We start from the raw sequence: 16,568 nt of genomic DNA, 5'->3' as shown, positions 1-16,568 counted from the left end.
CTTAATTTCAGCAGTGAAACCATCATCGTCAAAGTTTATAATATCTTTAATCTTTGCAATTGAGTCTTTAGAAGAAATAGTAAATGAATACTCAGTAAAAGCGTCAACTTCTAAATGAATTGGAATCGCAAATTTACTAAAGCTGTTCTCGTCAACACTGCGTATTGTTATAGTTTGGGCATTAGTATTGAGAGAAAAACATATGAACAGGATTAATATGGAGTAGAGTTTGTTGATAGTATTCATGAAGTTAGTTTAGAAATGCAAAATACAAAAATTTAAAACTAAAAAAGTGACCATCTCTGATCACTTTTCGTCTGTAGGTTTCTCTTTCTTTTTGGGTTGCCGATTATGCTCTTTGAGATATTGCATAAGCATCCATTCTATTTGGCCATTGGTACTACGAAACTCATCTGCAGCCCATTTTTCAACAGCTTTTAGCATATCTTCATTAATTCGTAATGCAAAGGCTTTTTTCTTAGACATTATTCTCAATTTTGTTTTTATATTTTGCTAAAACACTCTCCGTCTCAGCTTTTTTTTGTGTACCTATCAGCAGTTTTTTTCCGTTTTTTAGCTCCAGTTGAATACCAATATCTCCTGAAACGTTAATAGCTCTACCTTTAGATTTTTTCCAAAGTGGCCCGCCTTTAAATCCCCAACCTCCGTATTCGCTTAAGGCATCATACGTTCTCACGTAGGCTTCGTTAATATCATGCCATTCTAAGGTTTTGAATTTCCAATGAAACGGAAAGAATTTATAATGAATACCTTTTTCATCAATCCTGGTTGTGAGTTTAAACATAAATATTAAAGTAGAAACTAACACTAAAAAGCCGATGAGCAATACAAGCTCAATGGCAGAAAAACTACTTGGGTCTTTTATATATACGGCAATTATGAGACCAATAGGCACTAAGAGGCTTATCACCATTAAGATGATAAGCCACAATTGTTTAAATCGTTGTTCTTCTTTAAATATTCGCATTATCTGTTTTTATCACGTTCTAAGACTACGCTAGACCAACCTTGCCCTATGTGCTTAACTATCCAGCCTTCACGTGCATGCTGGTTTAATAAATCTTCAAAATTTTGAAACCTTTGTCTGAAGCCCAGTTTAGGTTGAATTACTTTATATTCTTTCATAGATTCTCTGTTTTATCATTTTTAAATACTACTAATGCCAAAACAACACCGATAACTAATCCTATCATAGAACCGTAGACAGTTCCCATTGCCACTTCATTTATTACAGCTCCAATAGTGGTGCCAATGCTTGTACCAAATGCGCTTCCTAAGGGAATACTGTAAATTTGTTTCTTATTCATTTTAATGGCTTAAAGTTCCTGCATTAACAATCGGTGAGGCATCTTTGTCGCCACATAGCACAACCATAAGATTGCTTACCATAGCCGCTTTACGCTCTTCATCTAATTCCACCACATCATTTTTATTTAGTGCTTCAATGGCCATTTCTACCATGCTAACGGCACCTTCAACGATTTTATGCCTTGCTGCCACGATGGCTGTTGCTTGTTGACGCTTAAGCATGGCATTTGCAATTTCATTGGCATAAGCTAAATAACCAATACGAGCTTCTAGCACTTCAATACCTGCAATGGTTAAACGCTCATCAATTTCTCTTTCTAAGGCTTCGCTTACTTCATTGACACTAGATCGTAGTGTGATGTCTTCATCAACACCTTCGTCAGCAAAATTATCGTAAGGGTACATACTTGCCAATTTACGTACAGCTGCATCAGTTTGTACACGTACAAAGTTTTCATAATTATCCACATCAAAAGCTGCTTTGTAGGTGTTTTGTACGCGCCAGACCAAAATAGTACTGATCATAACTGGGTTTCCAAGTTTGTCGTTGACTTTAAGACGCTCGCTATCAAAGTTACTAGCTCTTAATGAAATCTTCTTTTTGGTATAAAACGGATTTACCCAATAGAAGCCATTTTTCTTTACAGTACCTACATACTTTCCGAATAATAATAACACACGAGACCCATTGGGTTGTACCATTAGAAACCCAAAAGCCATAACTAGAGATAGGAATATGGTTATTCCTGGCCAAGGTGTCTGCATGGCAATTATTGTAGCTATACTTCCAAAAAAGAGTATAACAAATAAAAATAGCATTAAGTAGCCATTTGCTGGGACGATGATTTTTTCTTCTTTCATGATCTTAGAATTTAATTGGTTTATCATTAATAATTCAATATGATATTAAAATGATATCATAAAGATATAACATATAGGTGCAAGGAAAGATGTTTTTGTTACATTTTTTATAAAAAAATTAAAAAATAAAGTTTGGCACGTGGTTTGCTATATACTAATTGTAATGATTACAGCGATAGTTACAATCGTAACAATACTACAAAATCGCGACATTACGTTTGGTTGGTTAGTTAGTAAAAAAGCATCTCGGTTGAGATGCTTTTTTAATTTCTATTATTTCAGATGAATTATTCTATAATGAATTCGGTAATGGTTTCTATGAGCTCAGAAGAAATTGGCCTAAATGATTCATTGTATGATTTTGAATTTTCCAGATTATCTCCTTCAATTTCAAAAAGAACGTGATTCATATTTTCAATGATTTTGAGCTCAGCCTTTTCATTAGCTTCCTTTAAAAGTTGGGCTTCATCCTCTGAAACTTGAAGATCTTTTGTGCCATTAATAATTAGAATCGGAATTTCTAACTCTTGTATAATTTCTGTAGGATTGTATTCCATCCAATTAATCATAAAAGGTTGAACATCTGCATTAAAAACTGAAGCTAATGCTGCTGGATAATCTGTTGTGGTTTCTCCTTGTTTTAACTTATCCACCACTTTTTGTGCTTCTTCACCAAGTTGAGGTGCCATATTGGTAACCTGGTCAACAATAACATCTCCAATATTTTGACCAGCTCCTGCAAGCGATATAAATCCATCAGCATGTTCTTTAGCCGCTAGCATACCGATTAAGCTTCCTTGACTATGGCCAATAACATAAATTTTTGAATACGCGTCTTGTTCATTAAAGTAGGTGATGACGTCTGAAGCATCATTGACAAAATCATCAAACATTATATCTTTATCTACCTTGCCTTGTCGAATCTGCTTTACTATACGTTTATCATATCGAAATGTAGCAATACCTTTATTTGTAAGGCTTTCGGCTAATTTCTTAAGGGCATTGCTTTTTAAAAAGTTTTGGTTTCCATTTCTATCAGTTGGACCAGAACCAGCTATGATAATTGCCAAATTGGGTTTTTCATTATCATTTGGAGTAAGAAGTGTGCCATCTATCCATTTTGAAACCGCAATTTCTTTTTCATCATAATTTTTATTTTGACAAAAACTTACTACTGAAAAAAAGAGTGCCAGAACCCATATATAATATTTCATTTTTTTAAAATTTAGGATTATAAAATTACAGGATATTAAAATTAATTCTTAGCTCTAAAACAATTTTTATACCAATTTATTATTCTTGATTTGTGATTCCTTGGACTAAATCGAGTTGCATTTTATCGACGAAATGCACTATTTCATCTTTAAATGTTAAAATTAAATGTATTTCATCGATTTAATGTGTTTTTAGACGTTGAAATTAAAACCTAATTATATATTTGAAGTGTACTAAAATTTAGTTTTTAGTTCAATGGATTAATTAATTAATATTTGCATATGTTATGTTGACTTAGAGACCCTGAATCTACTAACATATATTAAAAAGCAAATTAGAGAAACCGGGTTTGAGGGAACCCGGTTTTTTGTTTTTATAGGTTTATTAATTTTCTAAATGTGAGATTAATTCTCGGTTGAATCTCTTTTTTAGTTTTCGCAATTTGATGCAGCCAATAGTGTTGCATTTCTCCTTTCATAAGTAACAGACTACCGTGTTCTAATATCAGTTTGTGCCTTTCTTGCTTTATGGTTCTGTGCTTAAAATGGAATGGACGTGCTTCACCAAAACTCACAGAAGCGATGACTGGGTTTATGCCTAATTCCTTTTCATTATCGGCATGCCAACCGTTGCTATCATTACCGTCTCGATAAAGATTAATCAAAAGTGTATTGAATTTTTCTTCTGAAAAATCTTCAACCTTGTCCTTTATGGATTGTAATGTTGAAGTAAATGGTTGAGGATGCATTGTGATATTAGAATAGCTATAAGGTTGATCTGTATCTCCAAATAGCGCTGTTAATCTTGGTTGTTTATAGGTTTTTCCAAAGACAGTAATATTATCGTGTTGCCAATCGGTTTCAGCTTTTATGGATTTAAAATAGTTGTCGGATTCTTGTGTATTGAAGAAGTTGGGAATGTAGATCAGTTCCGCATTTGGTAATTTAAAATGTTGTTTCTCTTCAGAAAACAAGTCCATAGTATAATTTTTCTCTAAATTAGTGCTTCAATATGAAATATAAAATACTCATATCTTTATTTGTAACAGCTATGTTAGCGATGACTTTCAATGGTAAACAAGGTTTGCCTGAAAGTTTTGTGTATGTAAAATCCGTGATACCAGACATAGAGGTAGAGTTACGTTACTATGGGACCAATAATTTTGTTGGTGATACCATTGATGGTTATAAGGCAAACAAACTGATACTTACCAAGCAGGCTGCTGAAAAATTAAAGCTCATTCAAGAGGAGTTGCAAAGTCAAAATCTATGCTTAAAAGTTTACGATGGTTACCGTCCGCAACGTGCGGTAAATCATTTTATTCGTTGGGCAAGGGAGTTAAAGGATACCATAAATAAAGCCCAATTTTATCCAGATGTAGAAAAACGAAACCTATTTAAGGAAGAATATATTGCATCACGATCTGGTCATAGCAGAGGCAGCACTGTAGATTTAACCATTATCGACGGTATTACCGGAGAACCTTTGGACATGGGAAGTGCTTATGATTTTTTTGGAGAACAATCTTGGGTAAATTATGAAGGCATAACAGAGGCACAGAAAAAAAACCGACAGCTCCTTCAAACGGTAATGCTAAAACATAATTTTAGAAACTACCCAAAAGAGTGGTGGCATTTTACCTTACGTTGGGAACCGTTTCCTAAGACTTATTTTGATTTTGAGGTAGAATGAATTTGAGAATTTTCAAATACCAAATACCAAATACCAATCTATAAATAAACCCAAGCCCAATACATTAAACCAAACTGAAGCGGAATCCGTAAAATCAGTATCCACTTTGGGAAACCAGCTGCCGCTTTTTCACTCGATAGCATATAAAAGTGAACAAGTAGAAATACAGTAAGCATGGCAATGATGCCATAAATGGCAATTGTTTTCAATGTAGGAACGCACAAGCCAACACCAAGTAAAATTTCAGTAACACCACTCCAAAATACCAAAGCTTTGTGGTTGGGTAAGTATCTTGGCATTATACGCATATACATTTTTGGTTTCACAAAATGCATGATGCCTGCCAAGATATAGATGGCTGCCATAATGTAAAGTCCTGTTGGCTCAGTCATCCTTAAAGGTTTTGTAGGTTAAGCCAATACCATAATTGTAAAGGCCTTTGTCCAATAAGCTCGATTTAAAACCATTGCCCTTGTCAAACTTTACCCAATTGTTGCCATTGATAAATACACGTTTTATATAGGTGTTTTTGGTTTCTAGTTCGTCAATAAAGGGTAGAAGTGGTCTAAAATTGGTCGGAATCTTTACCACACCATTCTTAGTTTTAATTTCCTTGTACTTTTTATTTGGTAGCAATTTTCCAAATTTATCCGTGTAACCCATCACTTGTAACGATACAAAGAAACCGTCTTTTGGAATGTAAATATCGTAGTCTTCAACATTGAGCTCATAAGCATCCCCATTTTTTTCTGTGGCTCTAAAGACAATCGTTTGGTAAGTCAGCACTTTACCAGGTTTGCCGTTGTTGTTTCCATAAAGCTTCACCTTAAATAAGGTTGAAAATTTCTTCTTGTCACTATTGGCACGTTTACGTTTGCTCCAATCTTTTGATTCCAAAGCAATAGGAAATATAACCGAAGTCAATTTTTGGTCTTGACTGGAAGTTTTTGGAAAATAAACCGCAATTTCAGATTCTATGGTCGGTAACCAACAATTATAGTAATCATCATCAAGGTAGGGTTTAAGTTTTTCTTCCTTAAATTTTCTGTTGAGTTTGGTGCCAATGACCACTTCATCTAGCTCATCAGCTTGTGGTTGTAGAAATAATTGATTCGGTAAGTTTTCTGTGGAAATATTCAGATCCTTAAAGCCCAATGCCGAAATAAAAAGCGAATCAATATCTGGATATAGTTTTTTTGTGAAGTAAAATTTACCTTCATCATCAGCAAAAGTACCGTTACCGTCACCAAATGAGATAGTGGCATAGCTCACAGGATATTTTGTGATGCTATCACTCACTGTGATTTGGGCATAGCTTAATTGGCTAAATAAAATTAAGAATAGGTATTTGTACATTTTAACTTATTATGGAATTAAAGATGCTGAAATAAATTCAGCAAGGCAAATTATTCTTAAGCTACATTATTTGTGCCACAAAAAAACGCCTCATAAATGAGGCGCTTTCTTATTTGATTGATTAGGTTTAAGTATTAGTTGTCTAATGCTTTTTTGGTTTGGGTAAAGCCTACGTAAAGTCCGACTCCAGCCATTAAAAAGGTCATAGCAGGATAAATAACATTGTCGTCTAAATTTGTAGTGCTTTCTAACAAATTTGCAAGGAAAAGCCCAAGACCAATACCCATTAATAGAAAGGCTATATTTATAACAACAACCTTCCAGGCTGATCCAGATCGCTTTCCAATATTGAATATACTGGCGTCTGCGCCTTTTTCGATTAGGGCAAGACGTTCTTTATTTCGTGTTGAAAAGTATAGATATACCATTCCGAAAATAGCAGCGAACAGACTAATTGGTATTAAAATTTCTTCATCCATAATGTTTGTTTTTTAATTGATTAATTTTATGTGTTTCATAGCTTATGACGATAGGTTTTTGATTTAGGTTACAGTTTTTTCAAAAAAAAATAATTTCAACAGTTTGTGTAACCTTATATATAATGTAGTCGTCTTAAATACAAAATGACCACCAACGACGAAAACATATTAATAGATGCTATTAATAATGGCGATACTAGGGCTTATGCGCAACTAGTTGATCGTTATAAGGACTTAGTCTATACTTTAGCGTTACGAATGTTAAAGCATAAGGAAGAGGCGGAAGAGGTGGCGCAAGACACCTTTATAAAAGTATTTAAGTCATTGGACAAATTTAAAGGAGACTCAAAGTTTTCTACATGGATTTACAGAGTGGCTTATAACACGTGTTTGGATAACATAAAAAAGAACAAGAAACATCTAAATAATGTTGCCATAGATGAATTTACTTTTAATAAACTCGATACTATAGATAATGCTTTGGACAATATCATTAATGAAGAAAGAAGTGTATTGATTAAAAACTGTATTGACAAATTACCGGAAGATAGCAGTGCATTATTAACCTTGTTTTATTTTGAAGAGTTATCTTTAGAAGAGATATCAAAGATTATAAATATTGAAGCCAACACTGTAAAAGTGAAGCTTTTTAGAGCTCGGAAAAAACTGGCAGTTATTTTAGAGCAGTATTTGCAACCACAAAATATGATTAACTATGGAAGCCCATAATGGGCATTTGGTCAATGGTGGTTATTGCCATCTAAATAAGTTAGTGCATTAGAACTAATGTTTTAAAATATTGAAGTTATGATAGAAGATGATAAAAGAATAGAAGATTTAGTTAATAAGTTGATGTCTGCTGATAGCTTAGAACAAGCACCTGCTGACTTTACCGATAATGTAATGTCAAAAATTGAAGCTGTATCAGAATCTAAAACAATTGTTTATAAACCTTTAATTCCTAGGTATGTTTGGTGGCTCATAGTCTCTGGTTTTGTAGGATTGGTTGGTTATGTGCTGTTTTCAAAATCCAATGACACTACGAGTCTTTCTGAACGCTATAATTTACCTGATGTATCATTTAGCTTATTAGACAATTTCTCTTTTGATTTTACCAGTACATTGATGTATGCTACAGTATTGTTTGCTATAATGGTTGGTGTTCAAATTCCGTTGTTGAAACAGTATTTTAATAGTAGAATCTCTTATTAGTTTTTAACTCAATAATTTTATTTGACCTATTAGGCAGATTAGTACCAACGCTTCTTCTTTTTCTTTGAAGCTACACTTTTACGTCCTTTTTTATACTTACTACCTTTCTTTTTATGTACTATCGGTTTGGCTTTAGGATCTAAAGGATAAGGATGTTCGGTCTCAATTGGAATCTGAACATTAATGTACTGTTCAATAGTTTTTACATAGCTTTTTTCGTCTGCGGAGCACATGGAGTAGGCTTTGCCAATATTACCAGCACGACCAGTTCTACCGATTCTATGCACATAGGTTTCAGCTTGATTTGGCATATCAAAGTTAAAGACATTATCGAGTTCGTTGATATCAATACCTCGTGCAGCTACATCAGTAGCAATAAGGATTTTTACGTAGCCGTTTTTAAATTTGTTTAAAGCGGTTTGTCTATCACTTTGGTTTTTATCGCCATGAATACTATCCACCTTGTATCCATTTTCAGCAAGGCGTTGTTCGAGTTTATTGACACCAAATTTGGTACGTCTAAAAATGAGGACATTGCCTTTAATTTCATTTCGTAGCAAGTGCAAGCACAGTTCTATTTTTCTTCGCTTAGGGACATAATACAACACTTGACTTACATCTTGAGCCACAGATTTGGTTGGTGTTACATCAATACGCTCAGGATTTTTAAGAATGGTTTTGGCTAATTCTTCAATTTTATAAGGAATTGTTGCTGAGAATAATAAAGTTTGTTTCTCTTCTGGGCAAAGACGCTCAATCTTCTTCACATCATCTATAAAACCCATGGCCAACATTAAGTCGGCTTCATCCAACACCAAGGTTTCTATATGATCTAAATTGATATAATCCTGTTTGTGCAAATCGAGTAAACGACCAGGTGTTGCCACTAAAATATCGATTCCTTTTTTCAAAACATCAATTTGTGGTTCTATAGAAGTACCACCAAAAACTACTAAAGATCTTAAATTAGAAAATTGTGCATAGTTTTTAAAATTCTGTTGAATTTGTACGGCCAATTCTCGTGTAGGGCTAATAACCAAAGCTCTGATTTTTTTACCACGTTTGGGTGCATCTTGCTTATCAAACAATTGTTGTAGTATCGGTAAGGCGAAAGCAGCAGTTTTTCCGGTTCCTGTTTGTGCGGAAACAATAACATCTTTCCCTCGCAATACTGGTGGAATAGCAAGTTGCTGCACTAAGGTAGGTTCAACATAACCTGAAACCTCAATAGCTTTAAGTAACGGTTTTATAATTTTTAGGTCTTTGAAGGACATTTATTAGAATTTATGACAAAGGTAGAACAAATGTTTTACCAACGCTCATTAGCCCAATCCTTTTGTTCTTGTTCGGTCAAAAACGTCCAAGCAATAAATCGGCTGACTTTTTGCCCTTGTCCCATTTCAATGGTTTTTACATCAGTTGCATTCACTTTTTGTAAAATTTTGTAGGTAGGTTTTAAGGTCACTTCTTTAGAAATTAAACTAGTAAACCAAAAGCATTGTTTGCCAAAATGTTTGCTTTCGTAAATCATGTCTTTTACAAAACGAGCTTCACCACCTTTGGTCCATAATTCATTGTTTTGTCCGCCAAAATTCAAAAGTGCCTTACTTGGTCGTTTTCCTTTTAAGTTTTTTAGCTTTTTTAAACTTGCTTTTTCAGCATCTCTGGCAGAGGCATGAAATGGAGGATTGCACATGGTGAAATCTACTTTTTCTTCTGGTTTTAGAATGCCGCGGAAGAAATTATTAGCTTGCTCTTGGCGTCTAATTTCAACGTTAGATTTTAAATTAGAATTGCGTTGCTCAATTTGTTTAGCAGATATAATAGCAGTCTCGTTGGTGTCACTTCCAATAAATGACCAACCATATTCATGATTGCCAATAATTGGATAAATACAACTTGCACCTACACCAATATCGAGTCCTTTAATGTTATTGCCTTTCGGAATCTCTTTCCTATCACCTTTTAAAAGATCAGCGATATTATGAATATAATCCGCTCTTCCTGGAATTGGTGGACATAAATAATGTTTAGGAATATCCCAAAACTCAACCTTGTAATGATGTTTTAATAGTGCTTTATTTAATGCTAAAACAGCTTTCGGATTAAAAAAATCTACAGAATTATCACCGTATTTATTCGGAGCAACGAAAGTTGCTAATTCTGGTGAGCTTTTTATGAGTGCATCAAAATTATAGCGTTCTCTATGCTGGCTTCTGGGATGAAGTTCTGATTTTACTTTTGGATGCGGTTTCTTTTTTTGCAAATTGAAAGATTTTCTTTATGCAAAGGTAGTTGAAAAGAAACAGTTATATTTCTTTTTATTCTATAGTCACAATCAAATCATCTTGCTTCACCATACTCCCTTCACCTAAAGTAACCGATTTAATTTTGCCAGCTTTATGCGCAGTTACAGTTGTCTCCATTTTCATGGCTTCAATAATAAATAATGGGTCGTTCTCTTTAATATCTTGCCCTTTCTTAACTAAAACCTTATAAAGCGAGCCTTGTAAAGGTGCTCCGATTTGGCTGTTGTCTTCTTGATCTATTTTTACATTTTCATGTTTTTTAATGTTAAGCGATGCATCCAATACTTCAACATATCTGTTTTCGCCATTGACTTTAAAAAATACAATACGTTTGCCTTCGTCATTAGGAATACCAACCGATAAGAGTTTTACAATAACAGTCTTTCCAGGTTCTAAAGTCACTAAGGTTTCTTCGCGTAGCTTCATCCCATAGAAGAAATTCTTGGTCGGAATTAAAGCCACGTTGCCATATTTCTTATAATTTTCGTGTGCTTTGTCGAATACCTTTGGGTATAAGGTGTAGGATAGAAAATCTTCCATTTCAATGGCTCTGGTAAATCCTTTTTGATATTTCTTTTTGAAGGCTTTATACTCCTTGTCAAAATCTATTGGTTTTAAGTGCGCATTTGGTCGGTCTGTGTAGGGTTCTTTATCTTTTAAAATTATTTTTTGAAGCTCTTTTGGAAAACCACCAGTAGGTTGACCTAAATCTCCTTTAAAGAAACTGATAACGGACTCCGGAAACGAGAGCTCCTTGCCACGAGACATTACATCTTCTGGTGTAAGATTGTTGGTAACCATGTAAATAGCCATATCACCAACCACTTTAGAACTTGGTGTAACTTTAGGGATTTCACCAAACATATCATTCACTTGGGAATACATTTGTTTAACTTCATCAAAACGGTCTCCCAACCCTAAAGCTTCGGCTTGTGGTCTTAGGTTAGAATATTGTCCACCAGGAATTTCGTGTTGAAACACTTCGGCTGTACCAGCCTTTAAACCCGATTCAAATGGGTAGTACATCTCACGAGTATCTTCCCAGAAATTAGAGAATTCATTGAGCTTAGTCATGTCAAAATCGTGCTCACGTTCATGTCGTTTCATCATCTCTACAACTGCATTAAAGTTGGGTTGCGATGTTAATCCTGAAAGTCCTCCTAAAGCTACATCAACCACATCAACTCCAGCTTCTATGGCTTTAAGATATGTTGCTGTTTGTAATGATGATGTGTCGTGCGTATGTAAATGGATAGGCACATTAACTGTGTCTTTTAAAGCAGTGACCAACTCAGTTGCAGCATAAGGTTTTAGTAATCCAGCCATATCTTTAATGGCAATCATATGCGCACCTGCATTTTCTAAATCCTTAGCGAGTTGTGTGTAATATTTTAAATTGTACTTAGTCTGTGTTGTATCTAAAATGTCGCCTGTGTAACTCAAGGCTGCTTCTGCGATTCCGCCAGTTTTATTACGAACATAATTAATACTTGGTTCCATGGCTTTTACCCAATTGAGCGAATCGAAAATCCTAAAAATATCAACTCCGTTTTCCCAAGACTTTTCTACGAATTTTTCAATCAAATTATCCGGATAAGCCTTATAGCCCACACCATTAGAACCACGTAATAGCATCTGAAATAATATGTTAGGAACCGCTTCTCTAAGTTGCTTTAAACGCGTCCATGGACTTTCGTGTAAAAAGCGTAAGCACACATCAAACGTTGCTCCTCCCCAAACTTCCATACTAAAGGTATTGGGATGGTTTTTCGCGAAGCTTTCAGCAACTTTCAGCATGTCAAACGTTCGCATACGTGTAGCTAAAAGTGATTGATGCGCATCACGCATCGTGGTATCTGTATATTGAATTTTCTTTTCGTCTTTAAGCCATTGACAAAATTTTTCTGGCCCGAGTTCTGTCAGTAAATCCTTTGTGCCTTTTGGGTAATCTTCTTTAGAATTAAACTTAGGAACTTTGGCATCTCTAAAGACTTTGTTCTCATCAATAAATTTTACATCCGAATTTCCGTTAACGATGACTTCAGCTAAAAAGTTTAAAGCTTTTGAGGTTCTATCCTGAGGCAGCTTAATGTCAAAAAGCTCTGGTGTATTTTGAATAAAATTCACATTGACTTTTCCTTCTCTAAAGGTCTCGTGCAGAATGACATTCTGTAAAAAATGAATATTAGTTTTTACACCTCTAATTCGAAACTCTTTTAGTGCACGTGACATTTTTCTTATAGCTCCATCTAGTGTTCTACCATGAGCAGAAACTTTTACAAGCATAGAATCAAAAAATGGACTCACGTTATAACCTTGATAAATACTACCAGCATCTAATCTAATTCCCATACCAGATGCACTTCTGTATGTGGTAATGTCTCCGTAGTCTGGTGTAAAGTTATTTTCAGGGTCTTCTGTAGTCAATCGACACTGTAAAGCAAAACCATAAGTGGCTAAACTATCCTGATCGTAAATCTTGATTTGCTTATCCGATAACTTATAACCTCCAGCAATAAAAATTTGTGATTTTACTAAGTCAATACCAGTAACCATTTCAGTAACCGTATGCTCAACTTGAATTCTAGGATTCACTTCGATAAAGTAAATGTTATCTTGTTGATCGACCAAAAATTCAACCGTACCAATATTGTTATAGTTAACTTCTGAAGTGATATCAACTGCATATTTATACAACGCATCTTTTACCTTTTGTGAAACATTGTAAGATGGAGCTACTTCAACTACTTTTTGATGGCGACGTTGTACAGAACAATCACGCTCAAATAAATGACGAATATTACCATGTCTGTCTGCAACGATTTGAACTTCGATATGCTTAGGATTTTCAACATATTTCTCCAAAAACATGGTGTCATCACCAAAGGCATTAAGTGCTTCGTTACGCGCCGAATTGAAATTCGATTCTAAATCTTCACTGGTTCTAATAACACGCATTCCTCTACCACCACCTCCAGATGCAGCTTTTAGCATTACTGGATATCCAATTCTATTCGCTTCAGAAATTGCAACGTCAACAGATGTTAAATCATCTTTATTACTTTCAATAATAGGTACGTTACATTTTACGGCAATTTTTTTAGCTGTAATCTTATCACCAAGCGCATCCATAACTTCAGGGTCTGGGCCAATAAAGATGATTCCATTTTCGGCACAACGTCTGGCAAATTCTGAGTTTTCAGATAAAAAACCATAGCCAGGATGTATAGCATCTACGTTTTTTGCTTTAGCTAAAGCCACAATTTCCTCAATATCGAGATAAGGCCTCAAAGGGTCATTGTTTTCACCAATCTGGTAGGCTTCGTCAGCTTTGTAGCGATGTTGGGAGTAACGGTCTTCGTAAGTGTAAATCGCAACGGTTGCTAGATTTATTTCAGAGCAAGCTCTTAAGACACGTATAGCAATTTCGCTTCGGTTGGCAACTAAGACTTTTTTGATTTTCATGATGGATTGATTGGTCGGTTTATTTGATGAGATATGGATTTTCGTTGATATAGTTTCTGGTAATAAAATCTAAGCCAGTGCTTAGAAGCTCTCCCATATTTTTCGATTTTTTAAAGTTAACGTCTTTAGTTAACTTGAACAAGGCAGCTCGTAGTTCATTTATTTTTTCTGGTGTAGAAATAGTGTCGGCTTTCATACATTTAACGAGATCATCTAATCGTTCATGTTCACTTGTAGCACGTTTTGCCAATAGCGAACGTTCTTCCTTTTCGTATTGTTCTATGGATTCCTTTGCCAATACATTTAAGGTCATTTCCACATAGGCATTATTTTCTTTTAGAAACTGAGGTTTATAGACTTTTGGATTGCCTTCATAACATTGTTGGTCAAAATCTATGGCTCTGATACGGTATTGCACACGATCGAAATCTTGTGTAATGACAATGACATAATTATACGAGCGCATATCTGCCAACAACCGCACAAAACAGCGTTCGTTAAACTTTACAAACTCTTTGGCTAGTGCTCGCTTGTCTTGCTCAGAAAGAGTGTTTAGATTGTTGTCTATAAACGTGTCTCCCGGAATTCCAGAAATATGTTCTTCTATAAGTGTGTCTTTATGAACCAGAAAATTGATATGATTCGGTGATAATAAATGCTCTAATTCCAGACCATAAATACGTGAAGCATCTGCCTTTTTTATATAGAGGAAAATATAGTTGTCGTTAAGTATATTTCTAACCTTTACTCTGAATGGTTTGGTGTTACCGAACGTACAAAAATCAATACTGTCTATATTGAGATATGGAATAATATTATCACTACCATCAGAGTGTAAGATGGAATACATTTGCTTTAGACTGTGCTCAATTTCGTCACGTTCGTATTCTGCGTAGTAACAACTGATCCATAACGTGTCTTTACCGTCATTATCAAAAATTTCTACTGCTCCTTGAAAGCGCAATAAGTCATCATAAAAAATCGGAATTTTTATGTTTCTGCCTTGTTCGCTCAGATAATCGGATAGGCAATTACTTATAGGATAAGCAGGCTTTTTTTTGGATATCAGCTTTTCACTCATGGCATTTATTTGGCGGCTATAAGGTAAATTTTAAATATTGAATTTCCTATGCGTGCATAATATTTTTTAATTTTCTCCAATTATAAACTGGAAAAATAATCAAATAGGGATTTAGTGAAAATTACATAATATATTAATTTACTGTGTGTTAGGTGTTTAAATAATAGATGTATGGTTAATTATTGACTATAAGTTGAAGTGTTTTTCAAAAAAAATCGATGTAATTACAAAATCCTATTTTTAGGGCTATCACATGAAGAATTTTAGACGCTTTTTTAATAGTTGTGGGTAATAGTTTGAGATGGATGTTGTTTCAATAGGACGGATTTACTAGTTGCGCTCTTTCCATTGTGCAATCATTTCTTCTTCCTTTTTAAGCATAGCTTCAAGATTCGTATTGAAATTTGTCTTTCGTTCGTTATCGACTTTATCGGAATTCCACCAACTTAAGGTGTCTGTGACTATAGTACTAATCGGTCTAAAGGTTAATCCTGCAGCAATAGATTTTTCATTAGAAACTCTAGCAGATCCATAATGTTCTTTATCAGGGAGTATCCATGGAATAGAATAATACATGTCATTGGCTTTTAAAAACTCATAATCATCGATCATAACAAAAAATGATTCAACATCAAAAGAATTTGCAGCCTCCTTAATAAATTCTTGCATCGTCTGCTTTGATTTTGGGCCAACTCCATTGTAAGTGCCATGCTGATTATTTTCTGCCAATCTAATAAACCATTCTGCAATATCCCTTACATCTATATACTGAACTAAATCTTCACTTTTTCCAGGTATTATGTGTTCGCCTCCTTTTGATAATCGTACTGGCCAATGCACAAAGCGATCCGTTCTGTCACCTGGTCCTAGCATATACGTTGGCCTTACAACGACTGTTCGCTCTTTGCCAAACGCTTTTATTGCTGCTAACTCAGAGTTGGCTTTTATGACACCATATTCCATTTCGTACTTTTCATATTCATCGAGACCTTCAGGCATTATTAAAGCAACTTCTGTTTCTGGAGTTAGATTACCATTTAAATACGGATAATAAACACCAGTTGAAGAGGTGTACATATACAAATCAACGTTATCCTTTAGTAGTTCAGCCGTAGCTTTTGTCCATTCCACTTTACGGCCAGAGTTGTCTATAACTACATCCCATTTTCTATTTTCTAAAGCTTTAAGATTATCCTCTCGGTCACCTATAAGTTGTTCAACTTTGTCAAATAATTCCGCGTGTATTCTCGGCTTTGTTTTTCCTCTTGTAAATGTAGAAACAGAATGTCCCCTAGAAAGTGCATAGGCTATTTGATGTGGCCCCAAATAACTTGTTCCTCCTAATATTAAGATGTTAAGTTTTTTGGAAGTTTTATTAAGATCATTTGATTTGGTTTGTGCATCCGATTTACAATTCAAAACACTACTGCCTAAAATCGGAATTGCGACACTTGCCAATGCACTTTTTTTTATAAATGACCTTCTTGTGTTTGGCTTTTTCATCTTAATGGCTTTAGATTCTAAAGTTATGAAAATAATGGTCGGTGATGACGCTTTAGCACTTTTTTC

At 34.7% G+C, this 16,568-nt stretch carries 18 protein-coding genes; 3 read left to right on the top strand and 15 right to left on the bottom strand.

The features are described 5' to 3' along the window. Positions 1–306 precede the first annotated feature (306 nt). The 7 genes from ACQ65V_RS01075 to ACQ65V_RS01045 form a co-directional block, all read right to left on the bottom strand. Positions 307–486 carry an Arc family DNA binding domain-containing protein gene (locus tag ACQ65V_RS01075; protein WP_155089294.1) on the bottom strand — a complete coding sequence of 60 codons (180 nt, stop codon included), beginning with the start codon at positions 484–486 and terminating at the stop codon, positions 307–309. After that, the gene (locus ACQ65V_RS01070; protein ID WP_430466565.1) at positions 479–988 is read right to left on the bottom strand and encodes a hypothetical protein; all 510 of its coding nucleotides are present in this window, start codon (positions 986–988) and stop codon (positions 479–481) included. The genes ACQ65V_RS01075 and ACQ65V_RS01070 overlap by 8 nt, the downstream gene beginning before the upstream one ends. Further along, complete coding sequence (locus ACQ65V_RS01065; RefSeq protein ID WP_202913893.1) at positions 988–1,146, bottom strand: DUF4177 domain-containing protein; 159 nt, start codon at positions 1,144–1,146, stop codon at positions 988–990. The genes ACQ65V_RS01070 and ACQ65V_RS01065 overlap by 1 nt, the downstream gene beginning before the upstream one ends. Next, positions 1,143–1,328, bottom strand: a complete 186-nt coding sequence (locus ACQ65V_RS01060) for a hypothetical protein (RefSeq protein ID WP_430466564.1) — start codon at positions 1,326–1,328, stop codon at positions 1,143–1,145. The genes ACQ65V_RS01065 and ACQ65V_RS01060 overlap by 4 nt, the downstream gene beginning before the upstream one ends. 1 nt (position 1,329) lies before the next feature. Then, entirely contained in the window at positions 1,330–2,190 is an 861-nt protein-coding gene (locus ACQ65V_RS01055; protein ID WP_430466563.1) for an SPFH domain-containing protein, read from the bottom strand. Between the two features lie 287 nt (positions 2,191–2,477). Then, positions 2,478–3,404, bottom strand: coding sequence for an alpha/beta hydrolase family protein (locus tag ACQ65V_RS01050; protein ID WP_430466562.1), 927 nt, complete (start codon positions 3,402–3,404; stop codon positions 2,478–2,480). A gap of 374 nt (positions 3,405–3,778) precedes the next feature. Beyond that, complete coding sequence (locus ACQ65V_RS01045) at positions 3,779–4,384, bottom strand: alpha-ketoglutarate-dependent dioxygenase AlkB family protein (RefSeq protein WP_430466561.1); 606 nt, start codon at positions 4,382–4,384, stop codon at positions 3,779–3,781. 32 nt (positions 4,385–4,416) lie between these two features. On the opposite strand from ACQ65V_RS01045, the gene ACQ65V_RS01040 reads away from it, so the two are divergent. Next, positions 4,417–5,097, top strand: coding sequence for a M15 family metallopeptidase (locus tag ACQ65V_RS01040; RefSeq protein WP_430466560.1), 681 nt, complete (start codon positions 4,417–4,419; stop codon positions 5,095–5,097). 38 nt (positions 5,098–5,135) lie between these two features. On the opposite strand, the gene ACQ65V_RS01035 is transcribed toward ACQ65V_RS01040, so the two are convergent. The 3 genes from ACQ65V_RS01035 to ACQ65V_RS01025 all read right to left on the bottom strand — a co-directional run bounded on the left by ACQ65V_RS01035 (position 5,136) and on the right by ACQ65V_RS01025 (position 6,932). Further along, positions 5,136–5,489, bottom strand: coding sequence for a DoxX family protein (locus ACQ65V_RS01035; protein ID WP_430466559.1), 354 nt, complete (start codon positions 5,487–5,489; stop codon positions 5,136–5,138). After that, the gene (locus ACQ65V_RS01030; RefSeq protein ID WP_430466558.1) at positions 5,482–6,453 is read right to left on the bottom strand and encodes a hypothetical protein; all 972 of its coding nucleotides are present in this window, start codon (positions 6,451–6,453) and stop codon (positions 5,482–5,484) included. The genes ACQ65V_RS01035 and ACQ65V_RS01030 overlap by 8 nt, the downstream gene beginning before the upstream one ends. A gap of 134 nt (positions 6,454–6,587) precedes the next feature. Further along, positions 6,588–6,932, bottom strand: coding sequence for a DUF6249 domain-containing protein (locus ACQ65V_RS01025; RefSeq protein ID WP_155089304.1), 345 nt, complete (start codon positions 6,930–6,932; stop codon positions 6,588–6,590). A 144-nt stretch (positions 6,933–7,076) separates the two neighbouring features. On the opposite strand from ACQ65V_RS01025, the gene ACQ65V_RS01020 reads away from it, so the two are divergent. Together ACQ65V_RS01020 and ACQ65V_RS01015 are read left to right on the top strand one after the other, a co-directional pair. After that, the gene (locus ACQ65V_RS01020) at positions 7,077–7,661 is read left to right on the top strand and encodes an RNA polymerase sigma factor (protein WP_155089305.1); all 585 of its coding nucleotides are present in this window, start codon (positions 7,077–7,079) and stop codon (positions 7,659–7,661) included. A 78-nt stretch (positions 7,662–7,739) separates the two neighbouring features. Then, a complete protein-coding gene (locus ACQ65V_RS01015; protein WP_430466557.1) occupies positions 7,740–8,144 on the top strand; it encodes a hypothetical protein in 405 nt (134 codons plus the stop codon). Positions 8,145–8,182: 38 nt separating this feature from the next. On the opposite strand, the gene ACQ65V_RS01010 is transcribed toward ACQ65V_RS01015, so the two are convergent. From ACQ65V_RS01010 to ACQ65V_RS00990, 5 genes are all read right to left on the bottom strand, one after another. Beyond that, positions 8,183–9,418, bottom strand: a complete 1,236-nt coding sequence (locus ACQ65V_RS01010; protein WP_430466556.1) for a DEAD/DEAH box helicase — start codon at positions 9,416–9,418, stop codon at positions 8,183–8,185. 35 nt (positions 9,419–9,453) lie between these two features. Then, positions 9,454–10,410 carry a 23S rRNA (adenine(1618)-N(6))-methyltransferase RlmF gene (gene rlmF, locus ACQ65V_RS01005; protein ID WP_430466555.1) on the bottom strand — a complete coding sequence of 319 codons (957 nt, stop codon included), beginning with the start codon at positions 10,408–10,410 and terminating at the stop codon, positions 9,454–9,456. 55 nt (positions 10,411–10,465) lie between these two features. Beyond that, on the bottom strand, positions 10,466–13,918 hold the full coding sequence (locus tag ACQ65V_RS01000) for a pyruvate carboxylase (protein WP_430466554.1): 3,453 nt from the start codon (positions 13,916–13,918) through the stop codon (positions 10,466–10,468). Between the two features lie 19 nt (positions 13,919–13,937). Further along, positions 13,938–14,999: a hypothetical protein gene (locus ACQ65V_RS00995; RefSeq protein ID WP_430466553.1), complete on the bottom strand. Its 1,062-nt coding sequence runs from the start codon at positions 14,997–14,999 to the stop codon at positions 13,938–13,940. Between the two features lie 330 nt (positions 15,000–15,329). Continuing rightward, on the bottom strand, positions 15,330–16,502 hold the full coding sequence (locus tag ACQ65V_RS00990) for an NAD-dependent epimerase/dehydratase family protein (RefSeq protein WP_430466552.1): 1,173 nt from the start codon (positions 16,500–16,502) through the stop codon (positions 15,330–15,332). Positions 16,503–16,568: the final 66 nt, after the last annotated feature.

The organism is Winogradskyella ouciana, assembly GCF_965284585.1.
GTDB lineage: Bacteria > Bacteroidota > Bacteroidia > Flavobacteriales > Flavobacteriaceae > Winogradskyella > Winogradskyella ouciana.
Note: the sequence above shows the minus strand (reverse complement) of the source record. Positions and strands in the feature narration are given on the sequence as shown.